A 25,358-nucleotide genomic window follows, 5' to 3' on the forward strand; every position below is an offset into this window, starting at 1 on the left:
GAGCATAGTAAAGAACGAGTAAGGGGCGCCGGGACAGGTGTCCCGGCGCCCCTTACGCAAGAGTGACTGCTACGCGTCGCCCCCGGCCGCGCCCGGGTCGGCCGCCCGGACGTCCAGCAGCTGGTACCGGTCGATCGCCTGCTTCAGCGCCGAGCGGTCGATCTTGCCTTCCTTGGCCAGCTCGGTCAGCACCGAGAGGACCACCGACTGCGCGTCGATGTGGAAGAAGCGCCGGGCCGCGCCCCGCGTGTCCGCGAAGCCGAAGCCGTCCGCGCCCAGCGAGGTGTACCTGCCCGGGACCCAGCGCGAGATCTGGTCCGGGACCGCCCGCATCCAGTCGGAGACGGCCACGAAGGGACCCTCCGCGCCGGACAGCTTGGTGGTCACGTACGGGACGCGCTGCTCCTCCTCCGGGTGGAGCAGGTTGTGCTCCTCCACGGCGACCGCCTCGCGGCGCAGCTCGTTCCAGGAGGTCGCCGACCAGACGTCCGCCTTGACGTTCCACTCGGCGGCCAGGATCCGCTGCGCCTCCAGCGCCCACGGCACGGCCACGCCGGAGGCCATGATCTGCGCCCCGACGGCTCCCGTGGTGCCCTCGGAGATCCGGTGGATGCCCTTGAGGATCCCGTCCACGTCCACGCCGGCCGGCTCGGCCGGGTGCTGGATGGGCTCGTTGTAGACCGTCAGGTAGTAGAAGACGTCCTCGGCGTCGGGGCCGTACATGCGCCGCAGACCGTCCTTGACGATGTGCGCGATCTCGTACCCGTACGCCGGGTCGTACGCCACGCAGCCCGGGTTCGTCGAGGCCAGCAGCTGGGAGTGGCCGTCGGCGTGCTGCAGGCCCTCACCCGTCAGGGTGGTCCGGCCGGCGGTCGCGCCGAGGACGAATCCGCGCGCCAGCTGGTCCGCCATCTGCCAGAACTGGTCACCCGTGCGCTGGAAACCGAACATCGAGTAGAAGACGTAGACCGGGATCAGCGGCTCACCGTGCGTCGCGTACGCCGAACCCGCGGCGATCAGCGAGGCCGTGCAGCCCGCCTCCGAGATGCCGTCGTGCAGCATCTGGCCGGTCGGCGACTCCTTGTACGCGAGCAGCAGGTCGCGGTCGACCGCTTCGTACTGCTGGCCGAGCGGGTTGTAGATCTTGGCGCTCGGGAAGAACGCGTCCATGCCGAAGGTGCGGTACTCGTCGGGGGCGATCAGCACGAAGCGCTTGCCGATCTCCTTGTCCCGCATGAGGTCCTTCAGGATGCGGACGAAGGCCATGGTGGTGGCGATCGACTGCTGTCCCGAGCCCTTCTTGGCCGCCGCGTAGGTGGCGTCGCCCGGCAGCTGGAGCGGCTTGGCGCGCACCACGCGGGTCGGCACGTAGCCGCCGAGCGCGCTGCGGCGGTCGTGCATGTACTGGATCTCGGGGGAGTTGCGGCCCGGGTGGTAGTACGGCGGCGCGCCGTCCTCCAGCTGGGCGTCCGTGATCGGGATGTGCAGGCGGTCGCGGAAGCGCTTGAGGTCGTCGGCCGTCAGCTTCTTCATCTGGTGGGTCGCGTTGCGGCCCTCGAAGTTCGGGCCCAGGGTCCAGCCCTTGACCGTCTGCGCCAGGATCACCGTCGGCTGGCCCTTGTGGGCCTTGGCCGCCGCGTAGGCCGCGTAGACCTTCTTGTGGTCGTGACCGCCGCGGCCCAGGTGCTGGATCTGCTGGTCGGTCATGTTCTCGACCATCGCCCGCAGCCGGTGGTCGCCGCCGAAGAAGTGGTCGCGGATGTACCCGCCCGTCTCGGTGGCGTACGTCTGGAACTGGCCGTCCGGGGTGGTGTTCAGCTTGTTGACCAGGATGCCGTCGCGGTCCTGGGCCAGCAGCGGGTCCCAGGAGCGGTCCCAGATCAGCTTGATGACGTTCCAGCCGGCGCCGCGGAACTGCGACTCCAGCTCCTGCATGATCTTGCCGTTGCCGCGGACCGGGCCGTCGAGGCGCTGCAGGTTGCAGTTGACGACGAAGGTCAGGTTGTCGAGGTGCTCGCGGGCCGCGATGGAGAGCTGGCCGAGCGACTCCGGCTCGTCCATCTCGCCGTCGCCGAGATACGCCCAAACGTGTGACTTGGAGGTGTCCGCGATCCCGCGGGCCTCCATGTACCGGTTCATCCGGGCCTGGTAGATCGCACCGAGCGGGCCGAGGCCCATCGAAACGGTCGGGAACTCCCAGAAGTCCGGCATGAGCCGCGGGTGCGGGTAGCTGGAGAGGCCGTACGGGGCCTTCGACTTCTCCTGGCGGAACGCGTCGAGCTGCTGCTCGGAGAGCCGGTCCAGGAGGTAGGCGCGGGCGTAGATGCCGGGCGAGGCGTGGCCCTGGAAGAAGATCTGGTCGCCGCCGTCGCCCTCGTCCTTGCCCCGGAAGAAGTGGTTGAAGCCCACGTCGTAGAGGGAGGCGGAGGAGGCGAAGGTGGCGATGTGACCGCCGACGCCGATGCCCGGGCGCTGGGCGCGCGAGACCATGACGGCCGCGTTCCACCGGGTGGCGTTGAGGACCTTGCGCTCGATCTCCTCGTTGCCGGGGAAGAAGGGCTCGTCCTTGGTGGCGATCGTGTTGACGTAATCCGTGGAGCGCATCTCGGGCACGGCCACGCGCTTCTCGCGGGCCCGCTCCATGAGCCGCAGCATCAGGTAGCGGGCGCGCTCACGGCCCCGCTCGTCGACCGCGGCGTCCAGGGAGTCGAGCCACTCCTGCGTCTCTTCCGGATCGAAGTCCGGTACCTGACTCGGCAGGCCACCAATGATGATCGGATTGCGATCGGATGCGGAAGCCACGCTGTTCCTTCGCTGTCGGGGGAGTCGTGCCTTGAGTCTCGCCGCCTCCCATGGTCTTACGCTCGGCAGAAATCGTCATCTTTACCGTTGGGTAATCCCTGGAGGTGGCGGGATTGTGCTGGCTGCGGCGACGACAACGCCCAAACCGCAACCTTACGCCCACGTCGATCACCCCCTTCGCAAGGCCGTTCGTCCCTCAAACAGGTGCGAAAGTCCCCGGGCCGTGCCGAATGAGGTGGAATGGTGTGGGATGAATCACCAGGGGTACATGCGGAAGGGCTGAAAGTTGCGGCGAGACGGCCGCAATCGTCACCGTTTCGACGGTCTCGGCGGCCGGGTACTTGCGCGATCCGCCGCGCCCGTGTGGACTACGCCCATGCTGCGCGTACGCGCGCCGCCGAAGAACATTCACCGAACATGAGCAGGAGGCACCCCGTGAGCGCGACCGCGGACCACGCGGAGAACCTGGCCGCCAGGCTGGGTTTCCAGTCCGAACAGGTGGTCCAGGAAATCGGCTTCGACGACGACGTCGATCAGGAATTCCGTGATGCCGTAGAGGGTCACGTCACCGAACTCGTCGATGAGGACTACGACGATGTCGCAGACGCGGTTCTGCTGTGGTTCCGGGAGGACGACGGCGACCTGACGGACGCCCTGGTCGACGCGACCGAGCTGGTCGAGGACGGCGCACTGATCCTGCTGGTGACCCCCAAGACCGGCAAGGACGGTTTTGTCGAGGCCAGTGACATCAGCGAGGCCGCCGAGACCGCCGGCCTTTCGCTGGCGAAGGGTCTCCCCGTCGGCAAGGAGTGGACCGCCACCAAGCTGGCGACTCCGAAGACGGCCAAGTCCAAGCGCTGAGCCGCGCCCCGCAGTCATGCGGACACACGCACCCCGCCCGCCGGAAGCTTCCCGGCGGGCGGGGTGCGTGCGTTTCGCGGGCGGAGCGGAGCCGGACGAGCGGCGGACCCATAAGCTGAGATCACCCGAACAGCCCAACGCAGGGATGCGGGACGAACGCGGGACGAAGGGATGCGACAGATGGCGATCGAGGTCGGCAGCAAGGCCCCGGACTTCGAGCTCAAGGACAACCACGGCAGGGTCGTGCGGCTCTCCGACTTCCGGGGTGAGAAGGCCGTCGTGCTGCTCTTCTACCCCTTCGCGTTCACCGGCGTCTGCACCGGCGAGCTCTGTGAGCTGCGCGACCAGCTGCCGCGCTTCCAGAACGACGACGTGCAGCTGCTCGCCGTCTCCAACGACTCCGTACCGACCCTGCGCGTCTTCGGCGAGCAGGAGGGGCTGGAGTACCCGCTGCTGTCGGACTTCTGGCCGCACGGGGAGGCCTCCCGCGCCTACGGGGTCTTCGACGAGGAGAAGGGCTGCGCGGTGCGCGGCACCTTCGTCATCGACCGCGAGGGCGTCGTGCGCTGGAGCGTCGTCAACGGCCTGCCGGACGCGCGTGACCTGAACGAGTACATCAAGGCCCTCGACAGCCTCTGAGTCCGTGTCGCAGGCTCATGGGTGCGTGCCGTCAGGCACGCGGGCCCGTTCGCCTCGAATAAGCCCGTACAGGCGGGAACCCGTCACTAGGATCGAAACGTTGATCCGGTAGCAATCGCACGACGGGGCCCTGCCCCACACAAAACCTTATGGAGGACCCGTGGGAGTCAGCCTCAGCAAGGGCGGCAACGTCTCGCTGTCCAAGGCCGCGCCGAACCTGACCGCGGTCATCGTCGGTCTGGGCTGGGACGCTCGCACCACCACCGGCGTCGACTTCGACCTCGACGCCAGCGCGATCCTGGCCAACGACCAGGGCAAGGTCACCGGCGACTCGAACTTCGTCTTCTTCAACAACCTGAAGAGCCCCGACGGCTCGGTCGAGCACACCGGTGACAACACCACCGGTGAGGGCGAGGGCGACGACGAGGCGATCAAGGTCAACCTCGCCGGCGTGCCCGCCGACGTGGCCAAGATCGTCTTCCCGGTCTCGATCTACGAGGCCGAGAGCCGCCAGCAGAGCTTCGGCCAGGTCCGCAACGCGTACATCCGCGTCGTGAACCAGGCCGACAACGCCGAGCTCGCCCGCTACGACCTGTCGGAGGACGCTTCGACGGAGACCGCCATGGTCTTCGGCGAGCTCTACCGCAACGGTGCGGAGTGGAAGTTCCGCGCCATCGGCCAGGGCTACGCCTCGGGTCTGCGCGGCATCGCGCAGGACTTCGGCGTCAACGTCTGAGCCTGCTCGACCAGAGCAGTCGTAGCATCCGTCCGGCGCCGTGCACTCGTGTGTACGGCGCCGGACCGGCTTTACGGCCTTTCAGCCGTACCGCCCACCGCCTTCCGCCGCGCCGTCACACCGCCGTACCGTCACACCGCCGTATCGCCGTATCGCCACACCGCCACCGTCGTCCGGGGAGGACCACAACATGGGCGTCACACTCGCCAAGGGGGGCAATGTCTCCCTCTCCAAAGCCGCACCGAACCTCACCCGGGTTCTGATCGGCCTCGGATGGGACGCGCGCTCGACCACGGGCGCCGACTTCGACCTCGATGCCAGCGCACTCCTGTGCAGCAACGGCCGGGTGCTCGGGGACGAGTACTTCGTCTTCTACAACAACCTGAAGAGCCCCGAGGGCTCCGTCGAACACACGGGGGACAACCTCACCGGCGAGGGTGACGGCGACGACGAGTCGCTCATCATCGACCTCACCAAGGTCCCGGCCGGCGTCGACAAGATCGTCTTTCCCGTCTCGATCCACGAGGCCGAGGCCCGCCGGCAGAGCTTCGGCCAGGTCAGCAACGCCTTCATTCGTGTGGTGAACGAGGCGGACGGCCAGGAACTGGCCCGCTACGACCTCTCCGAGGACGCCTCCAGCGAGACCGCGATGATCTTCGGCGAGGTCTATCGGTACGGGGGTGAATGGAAGTTCCGCGCCGTGGGGCAGGGGTACGCGTCGGGGCTCCGCGGCATCGCTCTAGACTTCGGGGTCAACGTTTCGTAAAGCCGTACAACACGATGGGATGCCAGTGGTTCTGAAAACCTTCGGCTGGTCGTTCGCAGTCACTGCGCTCGGACTGGTCGCAGCAGTGCTCTACGGGGGGTGGGAGGCCTTCGGGATCGTCGCGATCCTGTGCATCCTGGAGATCTCGCTGTCCTTCGACAACGCGGTGGTCAACGCCGGAATCCTGAAGAAGATGAATGCCTTCTGGCAGAAGATCTTCCTCACCATCGGTGTCCTCATCGCCGTGTTCGGCATGCGCCTTGTCTTCCCGATCGTGATCGTCGCGATCAGCGCCAAGATCGGGCCGATCGAGGCCGTCGAACTCGCCTTGCGCGACCAGGACATGTACAAGCAGCTCGTGACGGACGCCCACCCGTCCATCGCCGCCTTCGGTGGCATGTTCCTGCTGATGATCTTCCTCGACTTCATTTTCGAGGACCGTGACATCAAGTGGCTCGGCTGGCTGGAACGCCCGCTCGCCAAGCTCGGCAAGATCGACATGCTGTCGGCGTGCATCGCGCTGATCGTCCTGCTCATCACCTCGATGACCTTCGCCGTCAACGCCCACCAGCACGGCGGCACGCACGTGGACAAGGCCCAGACGGTCCTGATCTCCGGCGTTCTCGGTCTGATCACCTACATGGTCGTCGGCGGCCTCTCCGGCTACTTCGAGAACAAGCTGGAGGAAGAGGAGGAGCACGAGCACGAGGTCGAGGAAGCGGCGAAGAGGAGCGGCAAGCCCGTCTCGGCCGTCGCCATGGCCGGCAAGGCCGCGTTCTTCATGTTCCTCTACCTCGAAGTCCTCGACGCCTCCTTCTCCTTCGACGGGGTCATCGGCGCCTTCGCCATCACCAGCGACATCGTGATCATGGCCATCGGCCTCGGTGTCGGTGCCATGTACGTCCGGTCGCTGACGGTCTACCTGGTCCGCCAGGGCACCCTCGACGACTACGTCTACCTGGAGCACGGCGCGCACTACGCCATCGGCGCGCTCGCCGTCATCCTGCTCGTCACCATCCAGTACGAGATCAACGAGGTCATCACCGGCCTCGTCGGCGTCGTGCTGATCGGATGGTCCTTCTGGTCCTCGGTGCGCCGAAACAAGCGCCTGGAGCTGGAGGGTTCCACCGCCGAGGCATGATCGCGGCGGTAATGCGGAACGCTCAAGTGCGGGGCGGTCCGGCGGGTCCACGGACCCACCGGGCCGCCCCGTCCGCATGCCGGGACCGGACGCCGGCATGCCTGCGGGGGGCCAAGCGGGCCTAGGGAGCAGGGGGTTGTGGGGATGGGATTCTTCGACGGCATCAGGGGCAGCCGCGGCACGCAGTTCCAGTCGGGCAGTGCCTCGTCGAACGCGATCGAGCTGACCAAACGCCATCCGACGGTATCGCTCACCAAACAGGGGGCGGTGCACGGCAATCTGCGCGTGAACCTCTCCTGGCGGATGCGCACCTCGGACATAGGCGGCCGCAGCGCCGGCCCGAGCGGGCAGCTGTTCCGGCACCCGTTCAAGCTGTTCAAGCCGGACATGGTGCAGGCGCACACCCAGGGCATGGTCAATGTCGACCTCGACATCGGCTGCCTCTACGAGCTGACCGACGGTACCCGCGGCGTGGTCCAGCCGCTGGGGAACCTGCACGGGGACATCAACAGCCCGCCGTACGTGAAGCTCAGCGGGGACGACCGGTTCGGGGCGCCCTCCGGCGAGACGATCTTCGTCAATCTCGACCACGCCGAGGAGATCAAGCGGCTGCTGGTCTTCGTGTACATCTACGACCAGACCCCGGCCTTCGACCGGGCGCACGCCCTGGTCACCCTCTACCCGATCACCGGGCCGCGCATCGAGATCCCGCTGGAGGAGCGCCACCCGCACGCCCGCTCTTGCGCCGTCGTCTCCCTGGAGAACGTCAAGGGAGAGCTGATCGTGCGGCGGGAGGTCACCTTCGTGTACGGGTTCCAGGCCGAGCTCGACCGGCTGTACGGGTGGGGGCTCCAGTGGGGCCGGGGCTACAAGACCAAGACCTGACGGGGCCGGCGGGGCCGGCGGGGCGCTCCCCAGGGCCCCGCGGGCCCCGTGCTCACCGGCGGATGAACTGCGGACCCTGCGCGGGCAGCCGGAAGGACCGGTCCCCGCCCGGAGCCGGCGCTGGGGCCTGCGCCACCGGCTGCGGGTAGCCGTAGGCGGGCTCGGCGGCCGGCGGAGCCTGGGTGGGGGGCGCCAGGGCCGTCGTGGCGGCCTGCGCCTGCCCCTGGGGCTGCGCCTGTCCCTGCCCCTGTCCCTGGCTCTGCTCCTGGGCCTCGGGGGCGTTCTCGTCCACGGAGATCCCGTGGTCGGTGGCCAGGCCGACGAGCCCGTTGGAGTACCCCTCGCCCAGCGCGCGGAACTTCCACGCGTCGGCCCGCCGGTACAGCTCGCCGCAGATCAGAGCCGTCTCGGCGCCCGTCTCCGGCCGCACGTCGAAGTAGGCCAGCGGTTCGGAGCCGCCGGTCGCGGTGGCGTCGTAGAGCAGGATCCGCAGGTCGCGGACCCGCTCGAAGGGGACGTCCTCGGCGGAGGCGACGACCAGGATCCGGTCCACGGCGGGCGTGACGGCCCGCAGGTCCGCCTGTACGGCGTCGGTGATGCCGTCGCCGAGCTGCTTCTTCCCGAGCCGCCAGACGGCCCCCGAGGGGTGCCGGGGCTGGTTGTAGAAGACGAAGTCCTCGTCCGAGCGCACGCGCCCGTCCGCCCCCACGAGCAGCGCGGAGGCGTCCACGTCGGGCACGTCGGGCCCCCCGGTCCAGCGCAGCACCGCGCGGACCGCCAAGGCGGCCACGGGGATGTTGGAGCCCTTCTGCATCGCGTGCGTCATGGCGGTCATCCTGCCCTCCCGGGCGGGACCGGGACAATGCGGCCCCCCGTAGACCTTGTCCGAATCGCGAGACCTGGGCATGGTGCAAGAGGGTTACCTGGATTTCATGTGCTTGAGGAATTTTTGACTCACGTTCATACGTACTATTACCGGCCACGCCAGATCGGCCGCCGAGCCTGTACGGGGGAAGCACATGCGTCACTTCGGGCATATTTCGCCCACCGTCCGCAAGGACCTCTTCCACCAGGAGCCGGCGGAGTTCACCGCCGCCTCCCCCTCCGCCACGCTCGCGGCCGCACTGGGGGCCACGCTCTACAGCCCGGCCACCCGGCCCCAGCTCGCCCGTGACATCCGCAAGCAGGGCGGCCTCGGAGTCGTCTCCATGGTCCTCTGCCTGGAGGATTCCATCAGCGACGCGGACGTCGTCGGGGGCGAGGAGAACCTCGTCCGGCAGTTCGCCGCCCTCCACGAGGACCCGGCGGAGCTCCCGCTGCTCTTCATCCGCGTCCGGGAACCCGAGCAGATCCCCGACCTCGTGCACCGGCTCGGCGGCTCGGCGGCGCGACTGGCCGGATTCGTCCTTCCCAAGTTCAGCGAGAGCCGGGGGATCGCCTTCCTCGACGCCGTCGCGCAGGCGGAAGCCGCGAGCGGACTGTCCCGCCTGTACGCGATGCCCGTCCTGGAGACCCCCGAGCTGCTCCACCTGGAGACCCGGGTCGAGGCCCTCGCCGGGATCTCCCGCACGGTCAACAAGTACCGCGAGCGGGTCCTGGCGCTGCGCCTCGGCGTGACCGACTTCTGCTCCGCCTATGGGCTGCGCCGCACCCCCGACATGACGGCCTACGACGTGCAGATCGTCGCCGGGGTGATCGCCGACGTGGTCAACGTGCTGAGCCGCGCCGACGGCACCGGCTTCACCGTCACCGGGCCCGTGTGGGAGTACTTCCGCAGCCAGCAGCGCCTCTTCAAGCCGCAGCTGCGCCGCAGCCCCTTCCTGGAGGAGGGCGTCGAGGAGCTGCGCACCGCGCTGATCGAGCACGACCTGGACGGGCTGCTGCGCGAGATCGAGCTCGACCGGGCCAACGGGCTGCTGGGCAAGACCTGCATCCACCCCGCCCACGTCACCCCGGTGCACGCGCTCTCGGTGGTGTCGCACGAGGAGTTCAGCGATGCTCAAGACATCCTGCGCCCCGAGAGCGGAGGCGGCGGAGTGATGCGTTCCGCTTACACGAACAAGATGAACGAGGTGAAGCCCCACCGGGCCTGGGCCGAGCGCACCATGCTGCGCGCCGAGGTCTTCGGTGTGGCGAAGGAGGAGGTCGGCTTCGTCGACCTCCTCACGGCCGGGCTCCAGGTGTGAGCGGGCCGTTGACTGCGAAGAAGGGCAAGAAGATCGAAGCGGTGTGGTCGGGAACGTGGGTCGCGGACCGGCTGGGCGTGAGCCTGGCGGACGGGACGGGGGACGGCCCGCGGCTGGACGAACTGCTCGGGCTGGCGCTGCGGCGCAACCCCAAGCGGGCGCACCTGCTGGTCTCGCAGGTGCTGGGCAAGCACGTGCCGCAGTCCCCGGCGGCCGTGTACGCGGCCGGATACGGGCTCGGCGAGCGGGTCCGGGAGCTGCTGGGCGACGCGGAGGCGGCCTCGGCGGTGGTCCTGGGCTACGCGGAGACCGCGACCGGGCTCGGTCACTGCGTGGCCGACGGCCTGGGCAGCGCCACCTACCTGCACTCCACCCGCCGCCCCGTGCCCGGTGTGGAGGCCGCGGGAGGCTTCGAGGAGGCCCACTCGCACGCCACCTCGCACCTGCTGCTGCCCGAGGACCCGAAGCTGCTGGCGGGCTCCGGCCCGCTGGTCCTCGTCGACGACGAGTTCTCCACCGGCAACACCGTCCTGAACACCATCGCCGACCTCCACGCCCGCCACCCGCGCGGCCACTACGTGGTCGTCGCCCTGGTCGACATGCGCTCCCCGGCCGACCGCGACCGCCTCGTCGCGTTCGCGGAGCAGCTGGGCGCCCGCGTGGACCTCATATCGCTGGCCTCGGGCACGGTCTCCCTCCCGGAGGGGGTGCTGGAGAAGGGGCAGGCGCTGGTGGAGCAGTACGAGGCCCTGGCCGCTGCCGCTGCCGCCGCCGGCGCATCGCAGCCAGGGGCTGGGCCAAAGCAGCCCCTGCAGGGGGTCCCCCCGGACGGAGTCCGGGGGAGTGCGAGCAGCGGGGGCCGGGGCGGCGCCCCGGCAGACGATCCGCACCCGGTCACCCGCGTGGAACTGGCCTGGCCGGCCGGCATACCCGACGGCGGACGCCACGGTTTCACCCCCGCGCACCGCGCAGCCCTAGACGCGGCGCTGCCCGCCATGGCGGACCGGCTCGGGTCCGCGCTCGGCGCGGAACCCGCCAGGGTCCTCGTACTCGGCAACGAGGAGCTGATGTACGCCCCGCTGCGCCTCGCGCAGGCCCTGGAGGCGTCCGGCGCCGCGGCAGCGCCGGTCGAGGTGCGCTTCTCCACCACCACCCGCTCGCCGGTGCTCGCCGTGGACGACCCCGGCTATGCGATCCGCACCCGGCTCGTCTTCCCCGCCCACGACGCCCCGGCCGACGGCCCCGGTGACCGGTATGCGTACAACGTTGCCGCCGGCACGTCCGGCGCCGGCTTCGACGCCGTGGTCGCCGTCGTGGACTCGGCCGGGGACACCGCGGAACTCCGTACCGGCCTGCTCGCCGCCCTCGCGCCGCACACCGGCCGGGTCGTGCTGGCGGTCATACCTTCGTACGTACCCGACCGGCAGGAGCCGATCATGACCGAGCCCCCGCGCGAAGCGCCGGGCGGACCGCTGGGCGAGCCGCTGCGCGGGCCCGCCTTCTCCTCCTACGCCGCCGAGGACGTCGGCTGGCTGCTCCAGGACCTCTCCGACGTCGAGCTGGAGGCCCCGACCGAGGAGCGCGAGGAGGCCATCCAGGCGGGCGGCGCGCACTACGCGGAATCGCTGCCGGTGGAGTTCCAGCCGTCCCCGGAGTACCAGCAGCTCTACCAGAGCGCGCTGACCGCCTCCGCCGCCCGGATGGCCCGCGCCGTCGGCACCGTCACCGAGACGGTCCTCGCCGAGCGCTCACCTTCCCCGGTCCTGGTCTCCCTGGCCCGCGCCGGCACCCCTGTGGGCGTGCTGATGCGGCGCTGGGCGCAGGCCCGGCACGGCCTGGACCTGCCGCACTACGCCGTCTCCATCGTGCGCGGCCGCGGCATCGACGCCAACGCGCTGCGCTGGCTGGCCGCCCACCACGACCCGGCCGACGTGGTCTTCGTCGACGGCTGGACCGGCAAGGGTGCCATCACCCGCGAACTGCGCGAGGCCCTGGGCGAGTTCGAGGGCTTCAACCCGGAGATCGTGGTCCTCGCCGACCCCGGCTCGTGCGTGGAGACGTACGGCACCCGCGAGGACTTCCTGATCCCCTCCGCCTGTCTCAATTCCACCGTTTCCGGACTGGTCTCGCGTACGGTGCTCAGGTCCGACCTGGTCGGGCCCGCCGATTTCCACGGCGCGAAGTTCTACCGCGAGCTCGCCGGGGCCGATGTGTCCGTCGCGTTCGTCGACACCGTCTCCGCGCACTTCGAGGAGGTGGCCGAGGCCGTGGACGCCGAGGTCAAGGAGCTCCTCGCCGCCGACCGCACACCGACCTGGGTGGGCTGGCGGGCGGTGGAGCGGATCAGCGAGGAGTACGGGATCCACGACGTGAACCTCGTGAAGCCCGGCGTCGGCGAGACCACGCGGGTGCTGCTGCGCCGGGTGCCGTGGAAGATCCTCGCGCAGCGCGGCGCCGGGGCCGACCTGGACCACGTACGCCTCCTCGCGGAGCAGCGGGGGGTGCCGGTGGAAGAGGTCGACGGGCTGCCGTACAGCTGCGTAGGACTCATCCATCCCCGATTCACGCGCGGCGCCACGGGCGCCGACGGAAAGGCTGTGGCCACCAAGTGACCGTTCTCGTAGCCAGTGACCTCGACCGTACGCTCATCTACTCGGCGGCCGCGCTCGGCCTGACCATGCCCGACCCGGTGGCCCCGCGGCTGCTGTGCGTGGAGGTGCACGAGAGCAAGCCGCTGTCGTACATGACGGAGACGGCGGCGGGGCTGCTGGCGGAGCTTTCCGCCGACCCGGGCGCGGTGTTCGTGCCGACCACCACCCGGACCCGCAAGCAGTACCAGCGCATCCGCTTCCCCGGACGGCCGGCGAAGTACGCGATCTGCGCCAACGGCGGCCAGCTGCTGGTGGACGGGGTCCCGGACCGGGACTGGCGCCGCCAGGTCGCCGCGCGGCTCGCCGCGGAGTCCGTGCCGCTGGAGGAGATGAACGCGCACCTGACGTCCGTGGCCGACCCGGCGTGGCTGCGCAAGGCGCGGGTGGCCGAGGACCTGTTCGCGTACCTGGTCGTGGAGCGGGCACTGGTCCCCGCCGAGTGGATCAAGGCGCTGGCGGAATGGTCCGAGGCGCGCGGCTGGACGGTCTCGCTCCAGGGCCGGAAGATCTACGCCGTCCCGCGGCCGCTGACCAAGAGCGCGGCCATGCACGAGGTGGCCCGGCGCACGGGGGCCACGAGCACCCTGGCCGCCGGCGACTCGCTGCTGGACGCGGACCTGCTGCTCGCGGCGGACACGGCCTGGCGGCCGGGCCACGGCGAACTGGCCGACGCCGACTGGACGGCGCCGCACGTGACGGCGCTGGCCCAGGCGGGCGTACTGGCCGGCGAGGAGATCGTGCGCGCGTTCACCCGCGAAGTCGCGCGACTCGTCACGCACGCCGCCTGACCTTGGGCACACTGGCCCCATGACCAAGGGCAACAGCACGAAGATCACGGACGAGCTCTACCAGTACGTCCTCGCGCACAACCCCCCGCTGGACGAGGTCCAGCGGGGGCTGGTGGCGACCACGTACGAGGTGTTCCCGGAGACGGCCGGAATGCAGTCGGCGCAGGAGCAGGGGCCGCTGCTGGCCTTCCTGGTCCGGCTGACCGGCGCCCGGCACATCGTGGAGATCGGCACCTTCACCGGCTTCTCCTCCCTGTCCATGGCCCAGGCCATGCCGGCGGACGGACGCCTCATCGCGTGCGACGTCTCGGAGGAGTGGACGGCGTACGCGCGCGAGGCCTGGGCGAAGGCCGGGGTCGCTGACCGCATCGACCTGCGGATCGCGCCCGCGATCGAGACGCTGCGCGCGATGCCGGCCGAGCCGCACATCGACCTGGCGTACATGGACGCGGACAAGCAGAGCCAGATCGCCTACTGGGAGGAGCTCGTGCCCCGGCTGCGCCCGGGCGCGCTGCTCGTCACGGACAACACGCTGTACCACGGCCAGGTGCTGGACCCGGCGGCCACCGGTGGGGCGGCGGGGGTCCAGGCCTACAACGACCACGTCGCCGCGGACCCCCGCATGGAATCGGTGCTGCTGGCGATCTCCGACGGCATCACCCTGTCCCGCAAGCGCTAGCCGCAGCCGCCCCCACCACAGCAGCCTCCGCCGCCACCCCCCATGGGCGCGGCGGGGGCCGCACTGGTCCCGCCGACGGCGACGGCGGAGAGCAGCCTGACGGTATCGGCGTGCCCGGCGGGACAGTCGGCGGGCGCGGAGGACTCGGCCATGGGCCGGCTGACCTCGAAGGTGTCTTCGCAGGTCCGGCAGCGGAATTCATAACGGGGCATGCGGACAGGCTACGCAGTGGACCCCCGGCCGGGAACCGCTACCGCGCCGTAGGGAGGCTTCGGCCGTCGTGGGTGCGGACGTGCGGGGCCGAGAGGGAGAGGGCGTCGAGGAGGCGGTCGGCGTAGACCTCGGACATGCGGGCGGTGATCTCCTCAGGGGTGAGCCAGGCGACCGAGGTGCACTCCTCGGCATCGAGGCGCAGGCCTACGCCGGCCTGCCGACGGGCCTCCGGTTCGCCGTACGTGGTGCCCGCTGCTCCCGAGCCGCCTGCTCGGGGTGGCGGGCACGCCAGTACGGGTTGTCGTGCGGCAGGGCGCTGCCCACCCGCCCGTACATCCCGAACCACATCAGCATCACGCCCACCACGAAGCTGAACAGCACGTTGGGCATGTGGAAGGCCAGGAAGTTCATCTTCGTGTCGAGCAGCGCGAGGTTCACGAACCCGCTCGCGATGAACAGCACGCCCAGCACGATGTTGAGCGTCGAGGCGAAGCTGCCGCCGATGACCATCCCGGCGAACAGCAGCAGCCCGAAGCAGATCGACAGCACGCTCAGCGCGCCGTTGGTGTTCAGCGCCAGCACCGTGTCCCCGCCGGTGTCGAAGAAGCCGATCCGGTCGATGAGCCCCAGGATCCCGAAGACCACCAGCAGCAGCCCGGTCAGGCCGGCGCCCACCCGGTAGACCTTGCTGAGCCGGTGATCGCTGGGCAGGTGCTCGTCGAGGCGCGCGTTGACGGGACGCATCAGGCGGTGCAGGATCCCCGGCGAGCTCCGGGGCGGCGACGCCGTCGCGTACGGCTCGTGGGCCACGTAGGGCGCGTAGTGCTCATGGGGTTCGTGACACCCGTAGAGCGCGTGGGGCGCGTAAGGCTCCTGCGTCTTCTGCGGCTCCTGCGGCCTGTGTGAAGGCTGGGCGGCCATGGCGCCCTCCTCTGCTCCGGGTTGGCCCCTCCAGCATCCGCCGATGCCCCCACCCCGACAAGTCCGGCCTCCCGGCCGGAGGCTGGTCAGCCGTGGCCGCGCTCGGTCCGGATGTCCGTCACGACCCGCTGCACGGAGGACCGTACGGCCTCCATCTCCTGGAGGAAGGCCCAATAGTCGGGGTGGCGGTCCTCCAGCGCGGCCAGCGCCCGGGCCACCCGCGCCACCGCGTCGTCCAGCGGGCGCGCGTGCCGGTCCTCGGGGACCGTGCGGCCCTCCATCGCCAGGCGCTGCGCGTCCCGGATCGCGAACCGGGTCCGCTGCACCTCCGCCTGCGGATCCCGTGCCACCGCCTCCAGCCGCGTCAGCCGGTCCTGCGCCGCCGACACCGCCTCGTCGGTGGCGTCCAGCGCAGCCCGTACCACCTCGACCAGGGCCGCCACGACGGCCCACTGCTGCAGGTCGCGCGCCCGGCCGGCCTCCGCGAGCCGGTCCTCCGCCTGCGCGACGTCCCGTACCGCCTGCTCCGGGACGTGCTGGAGGTCCTGCCAGCAGGCCGCGCTGAAACGCCGGCGCAGCTCGCTGAGCACCGGATCCACCCGGTCCGCCCGGTTGCGCAGGGCCTGCGCCCGGGTCCGCAGGCTCACCAGCCGCCGGTCGAACTCCGCGGCCCGCTCCGGGAGCCGCGCCGCCTCGGCCCGTATCGCCTCGGCGTCGCGCAGGATCCGGTCGGCCCGCTGCACGGTCTCCTGTACGCCGTGCTGCGCGGCGCCCTGGTTCAGCTTGGTCAGCTCCGGCCCGAGCGCGGCCAGCCGGGCGGCCAGATCATCGGCCCGGATCCCCTTGCCGCGCACCTCGTCCAGTGCCGTGCTCGCCGCGAGCAGCGCGGCCCTGGCCCGCTCCCGGGCGGGCGCCACCCGGGCCAGCTGCGTCTCGGCCCGGTCCAGCAGCGGCTGCAGCCCCTGCGCGAACCGGTCGAGCTCGCCCTTGACCCGGACCAGCTCCTCCTTGGCCCGCGTCAGCTCGTCCCGGGCGCGCGTCGCGGCGGACGCCTCCAGCTCCACCCGATCGAGATCGTGTGCGTCGACGGCATTGATGTAGACGTGACTCACCTGGTCGATGCGCTGCCCGAGCGCGGCGAACCCCTCACCCACCCGGCGCGCCTCCGGCGAGCCGTCCGCGGCCGCGATCGTCTCGATCGAGATCCGCAGATCCCGCTGCGCGGAGTCCAGCTCGTAGAACGCCGCCGCCGCGGCGTCCTTCGCCGCCTGAGCATCCGCCCGCCGACTCTCGTCCCGCCCGCCGCCGAACCACCGCCGGGGTGCCGTCGTCACAGTCGCCTCTCCCGTACCCGGTCCGTCCGCAATTCCCCTGCCCCGGTCCATTCTCCCCCACGGGAACGGGTTTGCGTGGGGGGTGCGCGCTGCATGTAGGCTGTCCACTCATCCACGGGTGCGTAGCTCAGGGGTAGAGCGCTGCTCTTACAAAGCAGATGTCGGCGGTTCGAAACCGTCCGCGCCCACCAGCAAAAAGGCCCCCCGCCGATCATGGCGGGGGGCCTTTTTGCATCCACATCTGACATCAACGGGAGCGGATTGGGATCGCCTCCCGCCTCCTGAGCAGCCGGTCCATGTGCCCGATGGCCTCGCGCTGCGTGTCCTGCACGACGTGCGCGTAGACGTTCATGGTGACGGCGATCTGGGAGTGCCCGAGGATCTCCATCACGACCCGGGGCGGCACGCCGGCGGCGGTCAGCAGCGTCGCGGTCCCGTGCCGCGCATCATGCAGCCGGATGACCCTGAGACCCGCGTCCTTGGCCACCCGAGTGAAGGACCGATAGACGTTCCGCGGTTCGATGGGCCGCCCGGTCCTGGTGGTGAAGACGTACCCGGTCTCCTCCCACTTCTCCCCGGCCTTGGCCCGCGCCTCAGCCTGCTGCATCCGCTGCCAGCGCAGGGGAGCGACACAGATCCCGGGCAGGGGGAGCGTCTGCCGGCGCCGCTTGCCCTTGGGGCCGTCCTCGTAGGCTTCGCCCCCAACGCGCTGCCGCTGTGTGCGCACCCGGATCTCCCGCTTCTCCAGGTCCACGTTCTCCCACCGCAGACCGACGATCTCACCCCGCCGGAAGCCGAGCGCGATGGCCAGCACGAAGGCGGCGAACAGCGGGTCCTTGCGGCCGGCGGCGAGGAAGTCCAACGTCTCCTGGAGGCTCCACGGCGACAGCTCCCGAGGCGGTGGCAGATGCAGCCGTGCGAGAGACCAAGGAAGAGACCGACTCGATGTCGAGGTCACGGGACTGGTCGGCTTGTACACCAACCCTCACCACGTCATGGCCTATGACGACCGGGAGGTGCGCCAGCAATTCTCGATCTGCTTCTCTCAGCGTCTGGACGAGATGAACATCCCCCCGTCCATGAGGATGCGCATCGACCACGGGCTGGCCGGCCGAACCGAGCCCTACATCGGCTGATCGCTCAGGCGGTCAAGGGCGCGATGGACGGCACCGGCGAGGTAAGGACGCGCTGTGCTGATCGCCATATGGACTTCGCTACCCGGCTCGTACCGGACGAGGGATCTCGTCAATGTGTTCATCGAAGGCGAGGCGCTGCCCGGCCGGGCCCGTGGTCATGTCGGAGTAGATCAGCGCGTCCAACAGGGCTGAATCTTCCCGCTCGTAGACGGCAAGGTGCGCGGACAGCCCCCGCTGCTCTGCCTCATAGGCAGCCCCCGAGTGATGAGCGACAAGTCGCACAAGCCGGGAGGTGGCTCCGAGCGTTTCCAGGTGCCGAGCCCCATCGAGCTGACGGAAACCGGTGTCGCGGAGCTCTGGTGCGTAGCCGATATCGTGCAGCCATGCGGCAGCGACGAGGAGATCCCTCTCCTGCTCCGGAACGGCCGGCGTTGCTTTTCTCGCACGCTCCGCCACGGTCTGGGTGTGAAGCCAGCGGTTGCCGAGCGGCGGCAAGAACGATTCGGCCAGCCCGGGGGCCCCTTCGGGGCTCTCCAACATCGATGAAGGCACAGCTGGCACCGTAGCCCAGCACACCGACGACTGGCAGCCCAGACCGACGACGAGCACCGGGTGGAGCGGGGTCAAAGTTTCCCTACTTCATCAAGGGCGCTTCCGCCGCCAAGGCGGCGTCGCGCGCCCGTCGCCCCGGGCCTGCGCTCCTGTCTGCGCCCCGCTCCAGCCCGGGACGCCGGCCGCGCGCCAATGGCTAAGGACTTGATGGGCTGGATGAGCCCCGCCTGATCGGTGAGCTGTCCGTCAGGACTGCTGCCTCCGGCGGGGGCGCTCTGACTCTGGGATGCGGGGGCCAGTCGTGCGGCCGCGGCTCCGTTGTGGTTCGGGATGACAGCGGGGCAGATTGTGGCTGGGCCAGCCATTCAGCTCCACGTGGCGGGCCGCAAGCCGGCCAGGCTATCGACCAAGCCACTCCATCGACATACACCCGCCGTGGCGGCCCACCCTGAAACTAAAGCATCGAGGTTAGATCGTTCATCGCCTCAACACAGTTCTGCCTGTATTCCTCGTGCACGGAAACACGATGTCCCATTACATCCAACCGTCCAGCCTGGAGCGCGTACAGCGGGCAGCCACGAGCGAAGGCAACCACGCCGGTCGTCTGGAAGTCTCGGATGTCGACCACGCCGTCATTCGGGTCATCGAAGGTGAAGATCTCCGGGTTGCTGTAGAGCAGTTTGGCCACGTCCTCGTCGATGGAACGAAGCACCGCCGCATAAGCCGACGCCGGCCCCATGTACTGCGTGAGACGGTTCTTCGCGATCGCATGCACCTGGGGGAGCGTGCGCTCAGCCGCCTTCAATCGCGTCGCGAAGGCGTAGGTGGCATAGATGTCGGACGGCAGTTTCAGTCCGTAGACGAGCGAGAAGGCGTTCTGGATTGCTCGCCGCGAAGAGTCATCTGCCATCACCGGCAGAATCAGACGGTCCACTGCCGACAAAGCGATCTGAGTGTAGATCGAGAAGCTCGGGTTGCAGTCGACGAAGATGGCGTCGTACTGGTCTTTGATGGGATCCAGAAGGTCTCGAATCCAGTCGACAACCGCCAGCCAGGCGTTGGTCCCAGGGATCTGGTTGTTCGCCAGCGTAGAAATCGCGTTCGCCTGGAGCTCCAGGAGCGGGTCGCCACAGACCAGGTCAATGTTTCCGGGAACTGCCGGGTTGTAGTGGCTGGGTCGCGTGATGAAATCCGTGGGGGACAGGTTGGGCGGAGAGTAAGGGGACGGCAGCCTCTGCTGGAAGTATCCGCCGATCGTGGCCCGCGGGATCTCGCCCTGCCTAGCCAGCAGTTTGGCGCTGCCGTCGTTGGCGAGCCCCCCAAGGAAGAGCTCGGAGAGATTGGCCTGCGGGCAGACGTCGATTGCGAGGATGCGCTCTTCGGGGTGCTGGTGCGCGTAGAAGCAGATGGACTGGAAACACAGGCTGGTCTTGCCCGTGCCCCCCTTGTTGTTCCAGAAGGCATACACGGTCACGGCGACTCCTTCGAACGTCTATTGAGGACATTCTAGCGTCATTTTTGGACACTGTCTCGTCGGGGGCGTACGTTCCCACGTCTCGATCGTCCGTCGGCTGGATGGGGTCGGAGCTTTAGCGACTTCGCCCCACAGCCCAGGCCAACCTCAACATCCCCCCTAGCGCCGTGCCCTCTACATGCCCGATCCGGCAGCGACGGGCGGGGGGCAACGGGGAACCGCAGTGAAGATTCCAGAAAGACGCAGTTCGGCGACTTGCCAGGTCAGGCGGTAGGTGCGTACGCGATCTTCCAAACTTGTGCTTCCGAGCGCGCGCAGCGTGAACTGTGCGCCTGAGCAGCTCTCAGGTCCGGGCCAGTGAGGACCGAATAGCAGCCATGAGCTTCTGGCGGACCTCCCGGAAGGCGCGTCGTACCTGCGCACACTCAGGATCGTCGCGAGTATGGCCAGCGACCACCGTGTCCCGGTAGAGGAGCAGCTGGTAGGCGGCATCGCCAGCCAACTGGGCGACCTCGGGCGTCGCCAGTAGCTCCAGTTGGTACTGCTTCGAGTGCACGCCGTGGGCCAGGATGCTCGCGCGGGCGAGCTGGCTCCGTTCATCCGCTGGTAGGTGCTCGGAGCGGCTGGCATCACTTATGGCGTCGCGCGCCTCGGTGAGCGCCTCCAGGAACTGGGCTGACACCGTGCGTAGGGTCTCCCTGTCGAGCTCGCCCGTGTCGCGTCGCCAACGCAGTCGGTCTGTGGCGAGCGTGCTGCCCACTCCGATGACCGCACCCAGCACCGTGGCGACTAGCGATGTCCATTCCATGGGTCGGGAGACTACGGCTCTGCCGAGTCTGGCGGCAGAGCTCTCGCGAGTCTTCCTGCTGACGCGCAGCGTGCGGTGTCTGCGGAATGCTGTGCTCCGGTGACTAGGTGTGGACACGGCGTTTCCGGAAGCGCTCATAGACGGCTACGGCCCTGGCCAGGGCCACAGTGGACCTGAAGCACACGAGTTCTTCTAACCTCTCGGCCAGCCGCTACAGGCAGAGCGAGCCCGGCTGACCGCGCGGACTATTTGTGGACCGGCCGGACGTGGCAGACCGCTTCTAGGCTCTTGACCTGCTTACACACCTGAGACGCACGGGGCCTGGGGAGCCGTGTGCTCCACTGCGCTCCTGTTCGCGCCTTCCCGGCCCGTGTGGAGGGCAGGACGATGCCGGGGTCTGTATGGCTGCGCAGGAGAGGGGGAGGGGAGTGACTCAGCCGAAGTGTGGGGCTCCTACGGAGACTGGAGGGCGGTGCAAGAGGCCGGCAGATGTGGGCTCTGGCCAGTGCTTCAAGCATCAGGGGGCTTGGACAGCTAAGGCGCGGGTGCAGCGCAAGAAGAAGGAAGCCGCGGCGAAGATGCAGGAGCTCCGGAGGAAGAAGTGGTCCTGGTGGTGACCGGCTCCTGACATCCATGCCTGACATCAACACGGGTGGTCGACGGCGATCCCAAGCGGGCGAGCAGGACTAGTGGGTCCTGGGCTTGACCGGTCAGGGGCGGGTGCTGGGCGAGCTTACAAAGCAGATGTCGGCGGTTCGAAACCGTCCGCGCCCACCAGTGGAAAGACCCCCCGCCGATCATGGCGGGGGGTCTTTTGCATCCGGATCGGGCCTCAACGCGGGCGGTGGTGCCCGCGGGAGCGGAGCGGAGCAGCGGAGCCCTGTCGTGGTGGTGGGTGGTGCTGCGCCCGGCTCCGAGGGCTTGGCGATGGGCGGCATGATGGCCTGCGTGACGAACAGTGCAGACCTGCATCCTGACCGGATACCGGGGTACGACGGCGGCCCCCTCACGCATGGGGTGGGGTTCCTGGAGGAGCCCTTGTTCTGGCTTGGACACCTCTACTCGTGTGTCCATTCCGAGGAAGCCGAGGAACTGCTCTTCGGCGCTGACTACGACGCGGCGGGCGAGTTCCAACGGCGGTTGTGGGAGCAGGCCAAGTGGCCGGCGTTCACCATCCCCCTTGCCGGGGATCACCGTCTCCACGTCGTCTATCGCACCTTCGCGGACGAGGCCGGCACCGACTACCTCCTCCACCACCCCGACTGGGAGGCGGCCGAGCACCTCGCCCAGGACGACGGGCACTTCATGGGGCCGGGCCTGTCCTGGCCCGAGCTGGTGGCCGCCGCGGACAACGCGCTGCCCGGCGGGAGCACCACCGACCCGCATGCCCGGCTGCTCCTCCTGCTTCCCGCGCTGGGTGACGACGAACTGCCCGACGATGCCGTGGACCGGCTGACGGCCGCGCTGCGCGCTCGTTCGGGCGTGGAGGACCCCGAGGCCCTCGGAGTCATCCTCCTGGACGGTCAGGGGGCGCCGGGCCCCGCACGCTGGACGACGGACGGCCGCGGTTGCGCCGTCAACGACGGCGCGTACTCCTTCCGCAACCCCGCCAACCCCTTCGCGTGGCCGGCCGATCGACTGTCCCGCGTGGCCGCCGCGCTGGCCCCCTGACCTGTGCGAGCCCCCTCGGGAGGGCGTTCACGGCGAGGCACCGTGGATGTCGGAGGTTCGTGGTCGTGCGTGCCCGCCAGTGACGAGGCCTCCGACCGATCTTGGGCGGGGGCCTTCGCGTCCCGGAGCGGGATAGTGGGGGTATGTGCCGATCGATTAAGACGTTGCGTCCGCCCGCCATTCCGGAGAAGGCGACCGAGGAGGAGATTCGGGCCGCCGCCTTGCAGTACGTGCGGAAGGTGTCCGGCTTCAGGGCGCCCGCCGCGCACAACCAGGAGGTCTTCGACGCCGCCGTCGACGCGGTCGCGGAGGCTACGCGGGACCTGCTGGAGGGGCTGCGGGTGAGGGGTGCGGGGGCGGCCGTGTCCGCTGGGTGAGGGCCGGGCCGGCGGTCAGGCGGCTGCCGGGACGGCGCTCTCCTCCAGGGGTACCACCGCGACCGGGCAGCCGGTGTGGAGCAGTACCGCGTGGGTGACGGAGCCCAGGCGCGGGGCGAGCGGGCGCTTGCGGTGGCGGCCGATGACCATCAGGTCCGCGGCCTGGGAAGCGGCGACCAGATGGCCGGCCGCATCGCCGGGCGCCGACGGCTGCTCGATCTCCACCTCCGGGAACCGCTCGGCGTACGGACGCAGGTGTACGGCTGCCAGGGCCGCGACCTCGTGGGCGTTTCCGGTCTCCTCGTGCGCGGCGGCCGAGCCGATGGCGCCGGCCGCGGTGAAGGTCCGGCCGGGCCAGGCGTGCGCGACGACGACCTGGAGCCGGGCCCCGCGCTGTTGAGGCCGAGTACGACCTGCCCGTACGGGTCGTGCAGCGGCGGCTCGGCGCGCGGGACCACCACCACGGGGCAGGCGGCCTGGCCGGCGCAGGCGATGCCGTTCGAGCCGAGGAGCAGGCCGGCGAAGCCGCCGCGGCCGCGCGATCCGAGGACCATCACCTGGGCGTCCTCGCCCAGCCGGGGCAGTACCCGGTCGGGTGCGCCGGGGTACGAGGCGTACTCGATCGGAGGGAGTCCGGCGCGGCCGTCGAGGGCCTCGCGGACCCGGACCAGTACGGGATCGTCGTCGAGGCCCGGCTCGGCGAAGCCGCCGGACAGGGCTGCGCCGATGGTGTTCATGGAGAGGCGGGCGTGCACGATCCGCAGCGGGGCTCCGGCCATCAGGGCCTGGGAGACGGCCCATTCCAGGGCCCGGTTGCCGTTCGCGGAACCGTCGACGGCGGCGATCACGGGGCGCGGGCTCTGGTCCATGGCGGGCTCCTCGGGGGCAGCGGTGCGTGGACTCAGCCTTGCGGGAGGGAGCTCCCGGCGGGAGTGGGGAAAGTCTCGAACGGGGCGGGACCATCGGCCACTCCCGTGCCGGCGGCTCGGAGCGGGCGGGGGGCGTCGGGTCGGCTCAGGAGGCGTGGCCCGTACGGCGGCGCAGGATCCAGGCACCGGCGCCCAGCGCGCCGGCCACGAGGGCGCCGCCGATGGCGATCTGGCCCGGGCTCATGGAGCCGACGCTGCCGCCGAGTCCACCACGGGCGGCGCCCGGGGTGATGTTCAGCGCCACCGTGACGCGCTCGCCGCCGGGGCCGCCGCACTCGAAGGTGACGGGATGCGAGCCGGCGCTGACGTTCCGGGAGACGGTGGCGGAGCCGAAGAGGTTGGTGGCCTCGGCGTTGCCGGGGGTCAGCCATACGTCGCCGAAGGCGCGGGAGGTGGCCTTGCCGGTGCGGGTGCCGCAGCCGGTGACGTTGAGGCTGACCCGGCCCCCGGGGGCGACGTTGGTGGGGGAGACGCTGCCGGAGGGCTGGGCCTGGGCGAGGGTCGGCGGCGCGGCCGCGGCGAAGGCGACGGTCGCGGCGGCGACGGCCAGCAGGCGGGGGAGGGGACGGTACCGGCGGGGGCTGCGGGGACTGTGCGGGCTGTGGGGGGTGGTGGCGGGCATGGAGAGGACTCCTCGGGCTCCGGGAACGGCGCGGCGCGGATTCTGCTGCGCGCCGTTCTCTGGACGCTAGGAGCCCGGCGCGGCCGCGGCGATCGCTGCCGGGTGAACGGGTGAGCGACTGCTCCGCTTGGGGGAGGGGCGAGGGTGGGCGCGCCGGCCCGGAGGTACGGGCTGACCGGAGCCTGTGTCGGGACGGAGCCTGCGTGAGGACGGAGCCTGTGTCGGGACGGAGCCTGTCTCGGGGCGAAGCCTGCGTCGGGACGGGAGCCTGCGTCGGGACGGGGTGAGCGTGGTCTCGCGGGGGCGTGGGTAGCCGGAGGGGCCTCAAGGTGGGGCTGGGTGGCTGGGTGGGCTTGGGGAGCCGTGGGGGTGGGGTTGGGCGGGGGTGCCAGTGTGGGTGTGGCGGGGGTGGGGTCAGGCGGTGGGGGCGGGGGTGGGGCGGCGGATTACGAAGGCTGCCAGGGAGCCGGCTGCGAAGAGGGCGATCAGGGAGATCGCGCTGCCGAGCCAGGTGGTGCCCAGCCATTGGGTGCCGAAGTAGCCGAGGGCGATGCTGTAGCCGGCCCACGCGATGGCGGCCAGGAGCGACCAGGGCAGGAACTCCCGGACCTTGCGGTGGGTCTTGCCCGCGCCGAGGGAGACCACCGAGCGGCCGGCCGGGGCGAAGCGGGCGACCACCACCAGGGCGCCGCCGCCGCGCGCGAGGGCGACGGCGAGGCGCTCGTGCGCCCGGGTGAGCCGGCGGGAACGGGCGATGGCCCGGTCGAGCCGGGCCCCACCCCGCCGGGCCAGGCGGTACGCGGCCATGTCGCCCAGTACCGAGGCGGTGACGGCCGTTGCCAAGAGGGCCAGGATGTCCGGCACCTGGGACTGCACGGGCACGGGCCCCGCGGCCGCTGCCGCCGCGGCGGCAGCGGCGGTGACCACCAGTACCCCGCTCGGCAGCACCGGCAGGAACACGTCGAGCAGGATGGACAGCGCCACGAGGGCGTAGATCCACGGACTCGAAGTCAGCGAGCCCAGAGTCTCAAGCAAAACGGGACTCCCCAGTCCGGTTGACGTGCCTCGGCGTGAGGCGCCGCGACGTCGCGGGGGAGCGGCAGGGGCGGCTGACAGCGGAACAGCGTACGCCGGGTGTCCGCGGACCGGACGCCCGGGGCGGTGCTCCGGTGCGACGGGGCCGCCCC

23 protein-coding genes, 1 tRNA gene and 4 pseudogenes are annotated in these 25,358 nt (G+C 70.2%); 14 read left to right on the forward strand and 14 right to left on the reverse strand.

Features of this window, described 5'->3' with window-relative positions:
• Nucleotides 1–69: 69 nt before the first annotated feature.
• Nucleotides 70–2,802 carry a pyruvate dehydrogenase (acetyl-transferring), homodimeric type gene (gene aceE / locus ACIQV3_RS16700; protein WP_403713117.1) on the reverse strand — a complete coding sequence of 911 codons (2,733 nt, stop codon included), beginning with the start codon at nucleotides 2,800–2,802 and terminating at the stop codon, nucleotides 70–72.
• 435 nt (nucleotides 2,803–3,237) lie between these two features.
• Between aceE and ACIQV3_RS16705 the strand changes: the two genes are divergently transcribed.
• From ACIQV3_RS16705 to ACIQV3_RS16730, 6 genes are all read left to right on the forward strand, one after another.
• Nucleotides 3,238–3,663 (forward strand): DUF3052 domain-containing protein, encoded by a 426-nt coding sequence (locus ACIQV3_RS16705; RefSeq protein WP_327306909.1) that lies wholly within the window; start codon nucleotides 3,238–3,240, stop codon nucleotides 3,661–3,663.
• Between the two features lie 180 nt (nucleotides 3,664–3,843).
• Nucleotides 3,844–4,302, forward strand: coding sequence for a peroxiredoxin (locus ACIQV3_RS16710; protein ID WP_403713119.1), 459 nt, complete (start codon nucleotides 3,844–3,846; stop codon nucleotides 4,300–4,302).
• A 160-nt stretch (nucleotides 4,303–4,462) separates the two neighbouring features.
• Nucleotides 4,463–5,038 carry a TerD family protein gene (locus tag ACIQV3_RS16715; protein WP_403713120.1) on the forward strand — a complete coding sequence of 192 codons (576 nt, stop codon included), beginning with the start codon at nucleotides 4,463–4,465 and terminating at the stop codon, nucleotides 5,036–5,038.
• 190 nt (nucleotides 5,039–5,228) lie between these two features.
• Entirely contained in the window at nucleotides 5,229–5,804 is a 576-nt protein-coding gene (locus ACIQV3_RS16720) for a TerD family protein (protein ID WP_403713121.1), read from the forward strand.
• Nucleotides 5,805–5,829: 25 nt separating this feature from the next.
• Nucleotides 5,830–6,945 (forward strand): DUF475 domain-containing protein, encoded by a 1,116-nt coding sequence (locus tag ACIQV3_RS16725; RefSeq protein ID WP_403713165.1) that lies wholly within the window; start codon nucleotides 5,830–5,832, stop codon nucleotides 6,943–6,945.
• 144 nt (nucleotides 6,946–7,089) lie between these two features.
• Nucleotides 7,090–7,830, forward strand: coding sequence for a Tellurium resistance (locus tag ACIQV3_RS16730; protein WP_403713122.1), 741 nt, complete (start codon nucleotides 7,090–7,092; stop codon nucleotides 7,828–7,830).
• A gap of 52 nt (nucleotides 7,831–7,882) precedes the next feature.
• On the opposite strand, the gene ACIQV3_RS16735 is transcribed toward ACIQV3_RS16730, so the two are convergent.
• Nucleotides 7,883–8,656, reverse strand: a complete 774-nt coding sequence (locus ACIQV3_RS16735; RefSeq protein WP_403713166.1) for a TerD family protein — start codon at nucleotides 8,654–8,656, stop codon at nucleotides 7,883–7,885.
• A gap of 193 nt (nucleotides 8,657–8,849) precedes the next feature.
• On the opposite strand from ACIQV3_RS16735, the gene ACIQV3_RS16740 reads away from it, so the two are divergent.
• Genes ACIQV3_RS16740 through ACIQV3_RS16755 form a run of 4 tightly spaced genes read left to right on the forward strand, consistent with a single transcriptional unit; the run spans nucleotide 8,850 to nucleotide 14,134 of the window.
• Nucleotides 8,850–10,016, forward strand: a complete 1,167-nt coding sequence (locus ACIQV3_RS16740; RefSeq protein WP_403713123.1) for an HpcH/HpaI aldolase/citrate lyase family protein — start codon at nucleotides 8,850–8,852, stop codon at nucleotides 10,014–10,016.
• A gap of 8 nt (nucleotides 10,017–10,024) precedes the next feature.
• Nucleotides 10,025–12,628, forward strand: coding sequence for a phosphoribosyltransferase (locus ACIQV3_RS16745; RefSeq protein ID WP_403713124.1), 2,604 nt, complete (start codon nucleotides 10,025–10,027; stop codon nucleotides 12,626–12,628).
• Nucleotides 12,625–13,455, forward strand: a complete 831-nt coding sequence (locus ACIQV3_RS16750) for an HAD family hydrolase (protein WP_403713125.1) — start codon at nucleotides 12,625–12,627, stop codon at nucleotides 13,453–13,455. Before ACIQV3_RS16745 ends, ACIQV3_RS16750 begins: the two co-directional genes overlap by 4 nt.
• Nucleotides 13,456–13,474: 19 nt before the next feature.
• On the forward strand, nucleotides 13,475–14,134 hold the full coding sequence (locus ACIQV3_RS16755; protein WP_403713126.1) for an O-methyltransferase: 660 nt from the start codon (nucleotides 13,475–13,477) through the stop codon (nucleotides 14,132–14,134).
• Here ACIQV3_RS16755 and ACIQV3_RS16760 read toward each other — a convergent pair.
• The 4 genes and pseudogenes from ACIQV3_RS16760 to ACIQV3_RS16775 all read right to left on the reverse strand — a co-directional run bounded on the left by ACIQV3_RS16760 (nucleotide 14,131) and on the right by ACIQV3_RS16775 (nucleotide 16,602).
• Nucleotides 14,131–14,346 carry a zinc ribbon domain-containing protein gene (locus ACIQV3_RS16760; protein ID WP_266909095.1) on the reverse strand — a complete coding sequence of 72 codons (216 nt, stop codon included), beginning with the start codon at nucleotides 14,344–14,346 and terminating at the stop codon, nucleotides 14,131–14,133. The two genes, ACIQV3_RS16755 and ACIQV3_RS16760, sit on opposite strands and share 4 nt — an antisense overlap.
• Before the next feature lie 38 nt (nucleotides 14,347–14,384).
• A pseudogene (locus ACIQV3_RS16765) lies at nucleotides 14,385–14,531 on the reverse strand (NUDIX hydrolase); the annotation flags it as partial.
• 20 nt (nucleotides 14,532–14,551) lie between these two features.
• Entirely contained in the window at nucleotides 14,552–15,091 is a 540-nt protein-coding gene (locus ACIQV3_RS16770; RefSeq protein WP_403713167.1) for a DUF4383 domain-containing protein, read from the reverse strand.
• 263 nt (nucleotides 15,092–15,354) lie between these two features.
• Nucleotides 15,355–16,602, reverse strand: coding sequence for a hypothetical protein (locus ACIQV3_RS16775; RefSeq protein WP_403713127.1), 1,248 nt, complete (start codon nucleotides 16,600–16,602; stop codon nucleotides 15,355–15,357).
• Between the two features lie 116 nt (nucleotides 16,603–16,718).
• Between ACIQV3_RS16775 and ACIQV3_RS16780 the strand changes: the two genes are divergently transcribed.
• Nucleotides 16,719–16,793 (forward strand) — tRNA-Val (locus tag ACIQV3_RS16780).
• A 56-nt stretch (nucleotides 16,794–16,849) separates the two neighbouring features.
• Here the strand turns inward: ACIQV3_RS16780 and ACIQV3_RS16785 are convergent.
• Nucleotides 16,850–17,527 (reverse strand): annotated as a pseudogene (locus tag ACIQV3_RS16785) (site-specific integrase); the annotation flags it as partial.
• Here ACIQV3_RS16785 and ACIQV3_RS16790 point away from each other — a divergent pair.
• Nucleotides 17,497–17,738, forward strand: a pseudogene (locus tag ACIQV3_RS16790) (NUDIX domain-containing protein); the annotation flags it as partial. The pseudogenes ACIQV3_RS16785 and ACIQV3_RS16790 overlap by 31 nt on opposite strands.
• Nucleotides 17,739–17,816: 78 nt before the next feature.
• Here the strand turns inward: ACIQV3_RS16790 and ACIQV3_RS16795 are convergent.
• From ACIQV3_RS16795 to ACIQV3_RS16805, 3 genes are all read right to left on the reverse strand, one after another.
• The gene (locus ACIQV3_RS16795; protein ID WP_403713128.1) at nucleotides 17,817–18,290 is read right to left on the reverse strand and encodes an HD domain-containing protein; all 474 of its coding nucleotides are present in this window, start codon (nucleotides 18,288–18,290) and stop codon (nucleotides 17,817–17,819) included.
• A gap of 454 nt (nucleotides 18,291–18,744) precedes the next feature.
• Nucleotides 18,745–19,764, reverse strand: a complete 1,020-nt coding sequence (locus ACIQV3_RS16800; RefSeq protein WP_403713129.1) for a ParA family protein — start codon at nucleotides 19,762–19,764, stop codon at nucleotides 18,745–18,747.
• A gap of 343 nt (nucleotides 19,765–20,107) precedes the next feature.
• Nucleotides 20,108–20,572, reverse strand: a complete 465-nt coding sequence (locus ACIQV3_RS16805; RefSeq protein WP_403713130.1) for a hypothetical protein — start codon at nucleotides 20,570–20,572, stop codon at nucleotides 20,108–20,110.
• 948 nt (nucleotides 20,573–21,520) lie between these two features.
• Between ACIQV3_RS16805 and ACIQV3_RS16810 the strand changes: the two genes are divergently transcribed.
• Together ACIQV3_RS16810 and ACIQV3_RS16815 are read left to right on the forward strand one after the other, a co-directional pair.
• Complete coding sequence (locus ACIQV3_RS16810) at nucleotides 21,521–22,243, forward strand: hypothetical protein (protein ID WP_403713131.1); 723 nt, start codon at nucleotides 21,521–21,523, stop codon at nucleotides 22,241–22,243.
• Between the two features lie 143 nt (nucleotides 22,244–22,386).
• On the forward strand, nucleotides 22,387–22,620 hold the full coding sequence (locus tag ACIQV3_RS16815; RefSeq protein ID WP_403713132.1) for a DUF2277 domain-containing protein: 234 nt from the start codon (nucleotides 22,387–22,389) through the stop codon (nucleotides 22,618–22,620).
• 15 nt (nucleotides 22,621–22,635) lie between these two features.
• On the opposite strand, the gene ACIQV3_RS16820 is transcribed toward ACIQV3_RS16815, so the two are convergent.
• From ACIQV3_RS16820 to ACIQV3_RS16835, 4 genes and pseudogenes are all read right to left on the reverse strand, one after another.
• Entirely contained in the window at nucleotides 22,636–23,163 is a 528-nt protein-coding gene (locus ACIQV3_RS16820) for a universal stress protein (RefSeq protein ID WP_403713168.1), read from the reverse strand.
• Nucleotides 23,130–23,489: pseudogene (locus ACIQV3_RS16825) on the reverse strand (universal stress protein); the annotation flags it as partial. The pseudogene ACIQV3_RS16825 and the gene ACIQV3_RS16820, both read right to left, overlap by 34 nt.
• 145 nt (nucleotides 23,490–23,634) lie before the next feature.
• Nucleotides 23,635–24,171 (reverse strand): hypothetical protein, encoded by a 537-nt coding sequence (locus ACIQV3_RS16830; RefSeq protein WP_403713133.1) that lies wholly within the window; start codon nucleotides 24,169–24,171, stop codon nucleotides 23,635–23,637.
• A 414-nt stretch (nucleotides 24,172–24,585) separates the two neighbouring features.
• A complete protein-coding gene (locus ACIQV3_RS16835; protein WP_403713134.1) occupies nucleotides 24,586–25,206 on the reverse strand; it encodes a DedA family protein in 621 nt (206 codons plus the stop codon).
• Between the last annotated feature and the right edge of the window lie 152 nt (nucleotides 25,207–25,358).

Origin of the sequence: Streptomyces sp. NPDC099050, from assembly GCF_044759865.1 — a bacterium.
Taxonomy (GTDB): domain Bacteria; phylum Actinomycetota; class Actinomycetes; order Streptomycetales; family Streptomycetaceae; genus Streptomyces.